The sequence below is a fragment of the Arthrobacter sp. CP30 genome (genome assembly GCF_053470025.1).
In genome coordinates this window covers 51,545-65,868 of sequence record NZ_JBQEMM010000012.1, presented here as the reverse complement: position 1 = coordinate 65,868, position 14,324 = coordinate 51,545, and the positions used below count along the sequence as shown (strand labels likewise).

The following is a 14,324-nucleotide window of genomic DNA, read 5'->3' as shown; positions in this document are numbered from 1 at the left end:
GAATTTGCTGGTTGTCGCGCATTTTGTGTGTGGTGGCTGGTTTTTTTGGCTGGTTTCGAATTTTGTGCAGCGTGGTTCCTCGTTTTCCCGGGGTTCCGTGTTGTGTCTGTGAATCATTTACGGAGAGTTTGATCCTGGCTCAGGATGAACGCTGGCGGCGTGCTTAACACATGCAAGTCGAACGATGAACCTCACTTGTGGGGGGATTAGTGGCGAACGGGTGAGTAACACGTGAGTAACCTGCCCTTGACTCTGGGATAAGCCTGGGAAACCGGGTCTAATACTGGATACGACCTTCTGGCGCATGCCATGTTGGTGGAAAGCTTTTGTGGTTTTGGATGGACTCGCGGCCTATCAGCTTGTTGGTGGGGTAATGGCCTACCAAGGCGACGACGGGTAGCCGGCCTGAGAGGGTGACCGGCCACACTGGGACTGAGACACGGCCCAGACTCCTACGGGAGGCAGCAGTGGGGAATATTGCACAATGGGCGCAAGCCTGATGCAGCGACGCCGCGTGAGGGATGAAGGCCTTCGGGTTGTAAACCTCTTTCAGTAGGGAAGAAGCTGGCCTTTCGGGGTTGGTGACGGTACCTGCAGAAGAAGCGCCGGCTAACTACGTGCCAGCAGCCGCGGTAATACGTAGGGCGCAAGCGTTATCCGGAATTATTGGGCGTAAAGAGCTCGTAGGCGGTTTGTCGCGTCTGCCGTGAAAGTCCGGGGCTTAACTCCGGATCTGCGGTGGGTACGGGCAGACTAGAGTGCAGTAGGGGAGACTGGAATTCCTGGTGTAGCGGTGAAATGCGCAGATATCAGGAGGAACACCGATGGCGAAGGCAGGTCTCTGGGCTGTAACTGACGCTGAGGAGCGAAAGCATGGGGAGCGAACAGGATTAGATACCCTGGTAGTCCATGCCGTAAACGTTGGGCACTAGGTGTGGGGGACATTCCACGTTTTCCGCGCCGTAGCTAACGCATTAAGTGCCCCGCCTGGGGAGTACGGCCGCAAGGCTAAAACTCAAAGGAATTGACGGGGGCCCGCACAAGCGGCGGAGCATGCGGATTAATTCGATGCAACGCGAAGAACCTTACCAAGGCTTGACATGAACCGGAATGATGCAGAGATGTGTCAGCCACTTGTGGCCGGTTTACAGGTGGTGCATGGTTGTCGTCAGCTCGTGTCGTGAGATGTTGGGTTAAGTCCCGCAACGAGCGCAACCCTCGTTCCATGTTGCCAGCGGGTTATGCCGGGGACTCATGGGAGACTGCCGGGGTCAACTCGGAGGAAGGTGGGGACGACGTCAAATCATCATGCCCCTTATGTCTTGGGCTTCACGCATGCTACAATGGCCGGTACAAAGGGTTGCGATACTGTGAGGTGGAGCTAATCCCAAAAAGCCGGTCTCAGTTCGGATTGAGGTCTGCAACTCGACCTCATGAAGTTGGAGTCGCTAGTAATCGCAGATCAGCAACGCTGCGGTGAATACGTTCCCGGGCCTTGTACACACCGCCCGTCAAGTCACGAAAGTTGGTAACACCCGAAGCCGGTGGCCTAACCCCTTGTGGGAGGGAGCCGTCGAAGGTGGGACCGGCGATTGGGACTAAGTCGTAACAAGGTAGCCGTACCGGAAGGTGCGGCTGGATCACCTCCTTTCTAAGGAGCGCCTCGAATGTCCGTCCTCGTCCTGTGTGGTGGGGGTGGTGTTCGCAGGAGTCAGCCCATAGCGCGGGCGTTTGTTCCGCGGTGGGTGCTCATGGGTGGAATATCAACGGATAGGTGCCTGGTGGTGCCTGCTTAGCTGGTGAGTACGGATTGGTTCGTTCATGGTCTTGTTCTGGGGTTTCGGCTTCGGGGTGGGTTCGTGGGTGTTCTGGTTGTGGAAAGCTCAGGTTGGTGGGTGGTATCGGGTTGATCGTTTGGCACACTGTTGGGTCCTGAGATAACAGGGCTCTTATCTGTCGTGGTGTTGTGTCCTTTGGTGGGCGTGGCCTTGGTGGTGGTTGTCTGTATGCGCTTCGGTGTGTGTGGGTGGCTGGTTGCTGGGGGTGTGTTGGGGTTGTTGGTTGAGAACTGCATAGTGGACGCGAGCATCTTAAAAAGAAGCAATTTCTAAGATAAATCTGGTTTCGAGTGGATGCGTGGTCTTTCCTTTTGGGGGAGGGTGCGTGTGTGTTCGGGCCTGGTTTTCTCGATATGTTTTTGATCTTAGTGGTCAAGTTTTTAAGGGCACACGGTGGATGCCTTGGCATCAGGAGCCGAAGAAGGACGTGGGAATCTGCGATAAGCCTGGGGGAGTTGATAACCGAACTTTGATCCCAGGATGTCCGAATGGGGAAACCCCGCCCGGCGCGCGAGTGACCGGGTGACCCGTATCTGAACACATAGGGTACGTGGAGGGAACGTGGGGAAGTGAAACATCTCAGTACCCACAGGAAGAGAAAACAATAGTGATTCCGTTAGTAGTGGCGAGCGAACGCGGAACAGGCTAAACCAGTGGTGTGTGATAGCCGGCGGGCGTTGCATCACTGGGGTTGTGGGACTTTCCGTTCCAGTTCTGCCGGACTGGTGAAATGAGTGCATGCGTATAGGTGAACGGGTTTGAAAGCCCGGCCGGAGAGGGTGTTAGTCCCGTAACCGTAATGCGTGATGCCGTTTGGAGAGGATCCCAAGTAGCACGGGGCCCGAGAAATCCCGTGCGAATCTGCCAGGACCACCTGGTAAGCCTAAATACTCCCTGATGACCGATAGCGGACCAGTACCGTGAGGGAAAGGTGAAAAGTACCCCGGGAGGGGAGTGAAATAGTACCTGAAACCGTGTGCCTACAAACCGTCGGAGCAGACTTGTTTCTGTGACGGCGTGCCTTTTGAAGAATGAGCCTGCGAGTTAGTGTTACGTCGCGAGGTTAACCCGTGTGGGGAAGCCGTAGCGAAAGCGAGTCTGAATAGGGCGACCAGAGTGGCGTGATCTAGACCCGAAGCGAAGTGATCTACCCATGGCCAGGTTGAAGCGACGGTAAGACGTCGTGGAGGACCGAACCCACTTCAGTTGAAAATGGAGGGGATGAGCTGTGGGTAGGGGTGAAAGGCCAATCAAACTTCGTGATAGCTGGTTCTCCCCGAAATGCATTTAGGTGCAGCGTTGCGTGTTTCTTATCGGAGGTAGAGCTACTGGATGGCTAATGGGCCCTACAAGGTTACTGACGTCAGCCAAACTCCGAATGCCGGTAAGTGAGAGCGCAGCAGTGAGACTGTGGGGGATAAGCTTCATAGTCGAGAGGGAAACAGCCCAGACCACCAACTAAGGCCCCTAAGCGTGTGCTAAGTGGGAAAGGATGTGGAGTTGCCCAGACAACCAGGAGGTTGGCTTAGAAGCAGCCACCCTTGAAAGAGTGCGTAATAGCTCACTGGTCAAGTGATTCCGCGCCGACAATGTAGCGGGGCTCAAGTACACCGCCGAAGTTGTGGCATTCACATATATCCCAAGCCGGAGACTTGTTCTCTTGGTTCAAGGGTGTGGATGGGTAGGGGAGCGTCGTGTGGGCAGTGAAGTCGCGGTGTAAACCAGCGGTGGAGCCTACACGAGTGAGAATGCAGGCATGAGTAGCGAAAGACGGGTGAGAAACCCGTCCGCCGAATGATCAAGGGTTCCAGGGTCAAGCTAATCTGCCCTGGGTAAGTCGGGACCTAAGGCGAGGCCGACAGGCGTAGTCGATGGACAACGGGTTGATATTCCCGTACCGGCGAAGAACCGCCAATACTGATCGAGGGATACTAACCGCCAGAAGCATGACCGCCCACCCTTGTGGTGACGTGGTTTTTTGTGGATCGCGGGACCTGATCTCGGGAGGTAAGCGTATTAACAGGTGTGACGCAGGAAGGTAGCCGAGCCGGGCGATGGTAGTCCCGGTCTAAGGATGTAGGGCGAACCATAGGCAAATCCGTGGTTCTGGTTTAGATACCGTGCTTGAGATCTGATGGGACCCCCGTATGGGGGAATTCGGTGATCCTATGCTGCCTAGAAAAGCATCGGCGCGAGGTTCTAGCCGCCCGTACCCCAAACCGACACAGGTGATCAGGTAGAGAATACTAAGGCGATCGAGAGAATTATGGTTAAGGAACTCGGCAAAATGCCCCCGTAACTTCGGGAGAAGGGGGGCCCCAACTGTGATGGTGACTAGCTCACCGGAGCGGATCAGGGCCGCAGAGACCAGGGGGAAGCGACTGTTTACTAAAAACACAGGTCCGTGCGAAGTCGCAAGACGATGTATACGGACTGACTCCTGCCCGGTGCTGGAAGGTTAAGAGGACCGGTTAGTTTCACGCTTGCGTGGGACGAAGCTGGGAATTTAAGCCCCAGTAAACGGCGGTGGTAACTATAACCATCCTAAGGTAGCGAAATTCCTTGTCGGGTAAGTTCCGACCTGCACGAATGGAGTAACGACTTCCCCGCTGTCTCAACCATAAACTCGGCGAAATTGCAGTACGAGTAAAGATGCTCGTTACGCGCAGCAGGACGGAAAGACCCCGAGACCTTCACTATAGTTTGGTATTGGTGTTCGGTGTGGCTTGTGTAGGATAGGTGGGAGACTGTGAAGCGTGGACGCCAGTTCACGTGGAGTCATCGTTGAAATACCACTCTGGTCACTCTGGATATCTAACTTCGGCCCGTAATCCGGGTCAGGGACAGTGCCTGATGGGTAGTTTAACTGGGGCGGTTGCCTCCTAAAAAGTAACGGAGGCGCCCAAAGGTTCCCTCAGCCTGGTTGGCAATCAGGTGGCGAGTGTAAGTGCACAAGGGAGCTTGACTGTGAGAGAGACATCTCGAGCAGGGACGAAAGTCGGGACTAGTGATCCGGCGGCACATTGTGGAATGGCCGTCGCTCAACGGATAAAAGGTACCTCGGGGATAACAGGCTGATCTTGCCCAAGAGTCCATATCGACGGCATGGTTTGGCACCTCGATGTCGGCTCGTCGCATCCTGGGGCTGGAGTAGGTCCCAAGGGTTGGGCTGTTCGCCCATTAAAGCGGTACGCGAGCTGGGTTTAGAACGTCGTGAGACAGTTCGGTCCCTATCCGCTGCGCGCGCAGGAAATTTGAGAAGGGCTGTCCTTAGTACGAGAGGACCGGGACGGACGAACCTCTGGTGTGTCAGTTGTACTGCCAAGTGCACCGCTGATTAGCTACGTTCGGATGGGATAACCGCTGAAAGCATCTAAGCGGGAAGCCTGCTTCAAGATGAGATTTCCATACACCTAGAGTGTGAGAGGCCCCCAGCCAGACCACTGGGTTGATAGGCCGGATGTGGAAGCAGGGACTACAGACCTGTGAAGCTGACCGGTACTAATAAGCCGATAACTTACACCACACACCCACCCCCCCCACCCCGTGACCAGCAATGATCACAGGATGACCACAAGGGGTGAGTGAAGATCAAACATGCTACGCGTCCACTATGCGGTTCCCAACCAACAACAGGAACCACCACCACAACTCCATACAGCACAGTTGTCACAGTTGTAACCACAGACTTACCACCACCAACACCACCCGGACCACCCCACCCCACACCCCTAACGGGCACCAAGGGGTGACACGGACCCCGGGCAGGACACTGGACGGACACGGTAAACAAAGTTACGGCGGTCATAGCGTGGGGGAAACGCCCGGTCCCATTCCGAACCCGGAAGCTAAGACCCACAGCGCCGATGGTACTGCACCCGAGAGAGTGTGGGAGAGTAGGACACCGCCGGACAACACTTCACAGGCTGAGGCCCCACACCACCAGGTGCGGGGCCTCACCCCATTAACCCCACCCCCACAGCAAGCACCCCCACGGCAAACACCCCCGGGCGAATTCGAACACTCAGCACCGAGGCCAGGCCAGGTTCGAAGGCCCACAGCCAGCCAGCCTGGCCGGCCGACCCGGGCACAGGCGCAACCGATCGCCCCGGGCACAGGCGCAACCGATCGCCCCGGGCACAGGCGCAACCGATCGCCCCGGGCACAGGCGCAACCGATCGCCCGGGGCACAGGCGCAACCGATCGCCCCGGCGCGGCCATGCCCTGACGCACGACGACACCACCACTACCCGCCCGGCCGCCTGCCGGCCCCACCGCTCGCCCGTCGAGTGACAGCACTGACGATCCGCAGGGTGCCGACCCAGACCCGACCAACCGGCAGGAGGCCGACAGCGTCGAAACAGGAGTGGACCGACGATCCATAGGAGGCCGCCCCAGTCCCGACCAGCCGGCCCGTTCCCCGTCGGGAGATGCGGTTCGAGGTCACCAGGCGGCGGTAGGCGAAGCACCCGGTCGACTCGCTGCTGGTGCCCAGCCGCTGCTCGCTCGAGCCGGGGATTTGTCGTGAGCGTAGGCGGGCAGGCGGCGGCTCACAGCTCGGGCAGGAGTGCGGTCAGGCGCGGTGTCACCACAGGTCACCACCGCTCGGCCAGCGTGTGGGCAGACTCCAACTGCGCGGACTGCTCACTGTTCAGCGGAGCTCCAGAGGTACCTAGCGCTCATTGATGCCGGCAAGCCCCGGCCGGCACCGAGGCACAGCCATGCTCTAGACCTTGCGCCTACCCGCAGTACCGGTACTACCCTCCAGTCCGTGTTCGTCGCCGCCGAGCTGCAACCTGTCCACGTCCAGCCGTCGAAGGCGGCAAGACACTGATGACGCCAACGCTTGGGAGGAACAGTCGACCTTTGGCTTGCGCAGCCGGCACAGCCGGCTATCGTCAGCATCGAGCCCCGTCGCAGCGTCCTGATCCTGGGAGACGTGGGCAGAAGTCGACAGACGACGTCACCAGGCGCACAGCCGGCCCGCAAGCCGATCGAGCGCCGCTCAGAATCCACACACTGCGTTGGCGCTCACCGTCCACGCTCAAAGGTAGGCCGTCGGACATGGCAGCATCCACGAGGAGCCCGGACGACAGTCCTCAACGTTGCGAGCTCTTCCTCATGTCCTGTTGCCAGGAAGGCCCCGGGCATAGGCCCGTACGCCCTCGCCGCGGGGCGAGGGCGAATGTGGCGTTCGATTGCCTGCAATGCCACCGCAACATCATCTGCTTTCCCTCGTAGCGTGATGCAGATTCGGGGGTGTGGACGGCGAGGACCATCGTCAAGGGTCAGCTCGAGATCGAACAACCAGCGCGCATCCTGGGGTGACGACGACCCCACGACGCCATGGCGCAATTTGAAGGCTCAGAACGCGTGGATGTGGGTTTCAGGGGCGCTAGGCTTCGCTTCTCGGACGTGAGAAGCATGCTCGTGCTGGGAGTCGACCTCGACGGGCTCGCCATCGACAGCCGTGACCTGTTCTACAAACGACTCATGGCGAGTTAGGTCGACGTCGCGCCGTTGGCCGCCCCAGATCTGAAGTAGAAGTTCCTCGAGCGTGAACTCCAGAAGGCTCGGAGGCCTGGAGGGTTGCAGGACGGCTGGTGCAGCCATACCTCCTGGGCGAGTGATGATGACCGATACGCCGCAGTGCAGGGTCGACGCGCATGTGCAGGATGAATGGTCACTCGCCGAGACAGTGCGTCATCTGATCCTGGCCAGCGATGCCTGGGCTTCGTAAGAGCGTCCTCGGCGTCGATCAACCATCTCGCGAGATCGGACTGATGTTCGCGGAAGCGGAGGAATCAGGTCTCGACATGTCGACCCTTGGCGACGGGGAGCCGACCTACGAGGAGGTGCCCGATGTTAGAGCTGATCGACAACGACAGATCATGGAGTTCCTTGCGCCAGCTACTGCCGAGGTGCTCGACGAGGAGCTGAGCAACCCGCAGGGTAACGATTCGTGGATCCCGACAGCCGGCGATCGTCTTCGGGTCATCCAAAACGAGGAGGAGGAGGAGGAGGAGGAGTGGGCACATCTGCGGCACATCGGACGAGACCTGACTCAGCTCTGACAACCCTCCAGTACGGAGCCCGGCAGTTCTTCGTCCTGCGATCTCCCAAGAGGTCGAGACTGATGCGGATGCTCGGGCAACGATGGCGCGCAAGCGATCGTGCCGCACCATCCGACGCACGTCGACGCAGCGCTCCGTGGTGCCCTCGACGCGCCCTTGGCGATCCGAGCTGCGGCCACAGTGCTGCTCCGCTGCGACAACGGAGGCAGGTGAACACTCGCCTCTGCCTCCGGATAGGCGCCCCTTGCGCAGCCGGCGCCCACACCTGATGTCGGCGGAACGACGGGGTCTGCGGTATCGCGCATCATCTCCGAAGATGATGACGGGACAACGTGCCCCTGGACCAAGAGTGGTTAGTCGTCACACAGGATCGATCGCATACGCTCTCAGAGCCTGACTCGTGGGGGCTGAACCTCGACAAAAGGCGCAGAAGTCTCGGTCGTGGTCTCAAGCCGGAGCCAGCTGGGATCGCGTCCGCTAGCGATCAGTGGGACGAAGGCACTCCACTGCCCACTCCTGGTGGCTGGTCATCGGGCACCCCTGGCCGAGGGAGCCCTTGAGTCCTTGAGTCCGTGATGCAGCTAACCCCAACCCGGTTTGCTCGACTGCCGGACGGCGTGTAATGTTTCATGAGTTGCCCCGGTGAGGGCAACCAACCCCTACAAAATGTGCGGTCGGTTCGCGCGCTCCAAATGGAGAACGAATTCGATCACTATTTGTCATGGGATTGCCAAGTCATATCCGTATTTGCAGGCAATAAGCCAAAGCGAAGGATTTGACAAGGGAAAAGAGAATGAAATAAGCTGTGAACACAACGGCGAAGGAAAGCGGATAGAGGCCGGAAACGGTATATCTCGCAAGTAATCGTACGTTCCTGTTGTTTGAGAACTCAATAGTGTGCCAAGTTTGTTGATACCGATTGTTTTTTGATTGGTTGAATTTGCTGGTTGTCGCGCATTTTGTGTGTGGTGGCTGGTTTTTTTGGCTGGTTTCGAATTTTGTGCAGCGTGGTTCCTCGTTTTCCCGGGGTTCCGTGTTGTGTCTGTGAATCATTTACGGAGAGTTTGATCCTGGCTCAGGATGAACGCTGGCGGCGTGCTTAACACATGCAAGTCGAACGATGAACCTCACTTGTGGGGGGATTAGTGGCGAACGGGTGAGTAACACGTGAGTAACCTGCCCTTGACTCTGGGATAAGCCTGGGAAACCGGGTCTAATACTGGATACGACCTTCTGGCGCATGCCATGTTGGTGGAAAGCTTTTGTGGTTTTGGATGGACTCGCGGCCTATCAGCTTGTTGGTGGGGTAATGGCCTACCAAGGCGACGACGGGTAGCCGGCCTGAGAGGGTGACCGGCCACACTGGGACTGAGACACGGCCCAGACTCCTACGGGAGGCAGCAGTGGGGAATATTGCACAATGGGCGCAAGCCTGATGCAGCGACGCCGCGTGAGGGATGAAGGCCTTCGGGTTGTAAACCTCTTTCAGTAGGGAAGAAGCTGGCCTTTCGGGGTTGGTGACGGTACCTGCAGAAGAAGCGCCGGCTAACTACGTGCCAGCAGCCGCGGTAATACGTAGGGCGGAAGCGTTATCCGGAATTATTGGGCGTAAAGAGCTCGTAGGCGGTTTGTCGCGTATGCCGTGAAAGTCCGGGGCTTAACTCCGGATCTGCGGTGGGTACGGGCAGACTAGAGTGCAGTAGGGGAGACTGGAATTCCTGGTGTAGCGGTGAAATGCGCAGATATCAGGAGGAACACCGATGGCGAAGGCAGGTCTCTGGGCTGTAACTGACGCTGAGGAGCGAAAGCATGGGGAGCGAACAGGATTAGATACCCTGGTAGTCCATGCCGTAAACGTTGGGCACTAGGTGTGGGGGACATTCCACGTTTTCCGCGCCGTAGCTAACGCATTAAGTGCCCCGCCTGGGGAGTACGGCCGCAAGGCTAAAACTCAAAGGAATTGACGGGGGCCCGCACAAGCGGCGGAGCATGCGGATTAATTCGATGCAACGCGAAGAACCTTACCAAGGCTTGACATGAACCGGAATGATGCAGAGATGTGTCAGCCACTTGTGGCCGGTTTACAGGTGGTGCATGGTTGTCGTCAGCTCGTGTCGTGAGATGTTGGGTTAAGTCCCGCAACGAGCGCAACCCTCGTTCCATGTTGCCAGCGGGTTATGCCGGGGACTCATGGGAGACTGCCGGGGTCAACTCGGAGGAAGGTGGGGACGACGTCAAATCATCATGCCCCTTATGTCTTGGGCTTCACGCATGCTACAATGGCCGGTACAAAGGGTTGCGATACTGTGAGGTGGAGCTAATCCCAAAAAGCCGGTCTCAGTTCGGATTGAGGTCTGCAACTCGACCTCATGAAGTTGGAGTCGCTAGTAATCGCAGATCAGCAACGCTGCGGTGAATACGTTCCCGGGCCTTGTACACACCGCCCGTCAAGTCACGAAAGTTGGTAACACCCGAAGCCGGTGGCCTAACCCCTTGTGGGAGGGAGCCGTCGAAGGTGGGACCGGCGATTGGGACTAAGTCGTAACAAGGTAGCCGTACCGGAAGGTGCGGCTGGATCACCTCCTTTCTAAGGAGCGCCTCGAATGTCCGTCCTCGTCCTGTGTGGTGGGGGTGGTGTTCGCAGGAGTCAGCCCATAGCGCGGGCGTTTGTTCCGCGGTGGGTGCTCATGGGTGGAATATCAACGGATAGGTGCCTGGTGGTGCCTGCTTAGCTGGTGAGTACGGATTGGTTCGTTCATGGTCTTGTTCTGGGGTTTCGGCTTCGGGGTGGGTTCGTGGGTGTTCTGGTTGTGGAAAGCTCAGGTTGGTGGGTGGTATCGGGTTGATCGTTTGGCACACTGTTGGGTCCTGAGATAACAGGGCTCTTATCTGTCGTGGTGTTGTGTCCTTTGGTGGGCGTGGCCTTGGTGGTGGTTGTCTGTATGCGCTTCGGTGTGTGTGGGTGGCTGGTTGCTGGGGGTGTGTTGGGGTTGTTGGTTGAGAACTGCATAGTGGACGCGAGCATCTTAAAAAGAAGCAATTTCTAAGATAAATCTGGTTTCGAGTGGATGCGTGGTCTTTCCTTTTGGGGGAGGGTGCGTGTGTGTTCGGGCCTGGTTTTCTCGATATGTTTTTGATCTTAGTGGTCAAGTTTTTAAGGGCACACGGTGGATGCCTTGGCATCAGGAGCCGAAGAAGGACGTGGGAATCTGCGATAAGCCTGGGGGAGTTGATAACCGAACTTTGATCCCAGGATGTCCGAATGGGGAAACCCCGCCCGGCGCGCGAGTGACCGGGTGACCCGTATCTGAACACATAGGGTACGTGGAGGGAACGTGGGGAAGTGAAACATCTCAGTACCCACAGGAAGAGAAAACAATAGTGATTCCGTTAGTAGTGGCGAGCGAACGCGGAACAGGCTAAACCAGTGGTGTGTGATAGCCGGCGGGCGTTGCATCACTGGGGTTGTGGGACTTTCCGTTCCAGTTCTGCCGGACTGGTGAAATGAGTGCATGCGTATAGGTGAACGGGTTTGAAAGCCCGGCCGGAGAGGGTGTTAGTCCCGTAACCGTAATGCGTGATGCCGTTTGGAGAGGATCCCAAGTAGCACGGGGCCCGAGAAATCCCGTGCGAATCTGCCAGGACCACCTGGTAAGCCTAAATACTCCCTGATGACCGATAGCGGACCAGTACCGTGAGGGAAAGGTGAAAAGTACCCCGGGAGGGGAGTGAAATAGTACCTGAAACCGTGTGCCTACAAACCGTCGGAGCAGACTTGTTTCTGTGACGGCGTGCCTTTTGAAGAATGAGCCTGCGAGTTAGTGTTACGTCGCGAGGTTAACCCGTGTGGGGAAGCCGTAGCGAAAGCGAGTCTGAATAGGGCGACCAGAGTGGCGTGATCTAGACCCGAAGCGAAGTGATCTACCCATGGCCAGGTTGAAGCGACGGTAAGACGTCGTGGAGGACCGAACCCACTTCAGTTGAAAATGGAGGGGATGAGCTGTGGGTAGGGGTGAAAGGCCAATCAAACTTCGTGATAGCTGGTTCTCCCCGAAATGCATTTAGGTGCAGCGTTGCGTGTTTCTTATCGGAGGTAGAGCTACTGGATGGCTAATGGGCCCTACAAGGTTACTGACGTCAGCCAAACTCCGAATGCCGGTAAGTGAGAGCGCAGCAGTGAGACTGTGGGGGATAAGCTTCATAGTCGAGAGGGAAACAGCCCAGACCACCAACTAAGGCCCCTAAGCGTGTGCTAAGTGGGAAAGGATGTGGAGTTGCCCAGACAACCAGGAGGTTGGCTTAGAAGCAGCCACCCTTGAAAGAGTGCGTAATAGCTCACTGGTCAAGTGATTCCGCGCCGACAATGTAGCGGGGCTCAAGTACACCGCCGAAGTTGTGGCATTCACATATATCCCAAGCCGGAGACTTGTTCTCTTGGTTCAAGGGTGTGGATGGGTAGGGGAGCGTCGTGTGGGCAGTGAAGTCGCGGTGTAAACCAGCGGTGGAGCCTACACGAGTGAGAATGCAGGCATGAGTAGCGAAAGACGGGTGAGAAACCCGTCCGCCGAATGATCAAGGGTTCCAGGGTCAAGCTAATCTGCCCTGGGTAAGTCGGGACCTAAGGCGAGGCCGACAGGCGTAGTCGATGGACAACGGGTTGATATTCCCGTACCGGCGAAGAACCGCCAATACTGATCGAGGGATACTAACCGCCAGAAGCATGACCGCCCACCCTTGTGGTGACGTGGTTTTTTGTGGATCGCGGGACCTGATCTCGGGAGGTAAGCGTATTAACAGGTGTGACGCAGGAAGGTAGCCGAGCCGGGCGATGGTAGTCCCGGTCTAAGGATGTAGGGCGAACCATAGGCAAATCCGTGGTTCTGGTTTAGATACCGTGCTTGAGATCTGATGGGACCCCCGTATGGGGGAATTCGGTGATCCTATGCTGCCTAGAAAAGCATCGGCGCGAGGTTCTAGCCGCCCGTACCCCAAACCGACACAGGTGATCAGGTAGAGAATACTAAGGCGATCGAGAGAATTATGGTTAAGGAACTCGGCAAAATGCCCCCGTAACTTCGGGAGAAGGGGGGCCCCAACTGTGATGGTGACTAGCTCACCGGAGCGGATCAGGGCCGCAGAGACCAGGGGGAAGCGACTGTTTACTAAAAACACAGGTCCGTGCGAAGTCGCAAGACGATGTATACGGACTGACTCCTGCCCGGTGCTGGAAGGTTAAGAGGACCGGTTAGTTTCACGCTTGCGTGGGACGAAGCTGGGAATTTAAGCCCCAGTAAACGGCGGTGGTAACTATAACCATCCTAAGGTAGCGAAATTCCTTGTCGGGTAAGTTCCGACCTGCACGAATGGAGTAACGACTTCCCCGCTGTCTCAACCATAAACTCGGCGAAATTGCAGTACGAGTAAAGATGCTCGTTACGCGCAGCAGGACGGAAAGACCCCGAGACCTTCACTATAGTTTGGTATTGGTGTTCGGTGTGGCTTGTGTAGGATAGGTGGGAGACTGTGAAGCGTGGACGCCAGTTCACGTGGAGTCATCGTTGAAATACCACTCTGGTCACTCTGGATATCTAACTTCGGCCCGTAATCCGGGTCAGGGACAGTGCCTGATGGGTAGTTTAACTGGGGCGGTTGCCTCCTAAAAAGTAACGGAGGCGCCCAAAGGTTCCCTCAGCCTGGTTGGCAATCAGGTGGCGAGTGTAAGTGCACAAGGGAGCTTGACTGTGAGAGAGACATCTCGAGCAGGGACGAAAGTCGGGACTAGTGATCCGGCGGCACATTGTGGAATGGCCGTCGCTCAACGGATAAAAGGTACCTCGGGGATAACAGGCTGATCTTGCCCAAGAGTCCATATCGACGGCATGGTTTGGCACCTCGATGTCGGCTCGTCGCATCCTGGGGCTGGAGTAGGTCCCAAGGGTTGGGCTGTTCGCCCATTAAAGCGGTACGCGAGCTGGGTTTAGAACGTCGTGAGACAGTTCGGTCCCTATCCGCTGCGCGCGCAGGAAATTTGAGAAGGGCTGTCCTTAGTACGAGAGGACCGGGACGGACGAACCTCTGGTGTGTCAGTTGTACTGCCAAGTGCACCGCTGATTAGCTACGTTCGGATGGGATAACCGCTGAAAGCATCTAAGCGGGAAGCCTGCTTCAAGATGAGATTTCCATACACCTAGAGTGTGAGAGGCCCCCAGCCAGACCACTGGGTTGATAGGCCGGATGTGGAAGCAGGGACTACAGACCTGTGAAGCTGACCGGTACTAATAAGCCGATAACTTACACCACACACCCACCCCCCCCACCCCGTGACCAGCAATGATCACAGGATGACCACAAGGGGTGAGTGAAGATCAAACATGCTACGCGTCCACTATGCGGTTCCCAACCAACAACAGGA

1 protein-coding gene and 5 rRNA genes are annotated in these 14,324 nt (G+C 57.1%); all 6 read left to right on the top strand.

All coding sequences use genetic code 11. From position 1 onward, the window contains the following. The first annotated feature begins 116 nt into the window (after window positions 1-116). Window positions 117-1,651 (top strand): 16S ribosomal RNA (locus ACTIMO_RS14650). Window positions 1,652-2,208: 557 nt separating this feature from the next. Then, window positions 2,209-5,364, top strand: a 23S ribosomal RNA gene (locus tag ACTIMO_RS14645). 270 nt (window positions 5,365-5,634) lie between these two features. Further along, a 5S ribosomal RNA gene (gene rrf / locus ACTIMO_RS14640) occupies window positions 5,635-5,751 on the top strand. Together the 16S, 23S and 5S rRNA genes form the textbook arrangement of a ribosomal RNA operon. A 1,870-nt stretch (window positions 5,752-7,621) precedes the next feature. Further along, window positions 7,622-7,912 carry a hypothetical protein gene (locus ACTIMO_RS14635; protein WP_448182865.1) on the top strand — a complete coding sequence of 97 codons (291 nt, stop codon included), beginning with the start codon at window positions 7,622-7,624 and terminating at the stop codon, window positions 7,910-7,912. Between the two features lie 1,052 nt (window positions 7,913-8,964). Next, window positions 8,965-10,499 (top strand): 16S ribosomal RNA (locus tag ACTIMO_RS14630). A 557-nt stretch (window positions 10,500-11,056) separates the two neighbouring features. After that, window positions 11,057-14,212, top strand: a 23S ribosomal RNA gene (locus ACTIMO_RS14625). The last annotated feature ends 112 nt before the right edge of the window (window positions 14,213-14,324 follow it).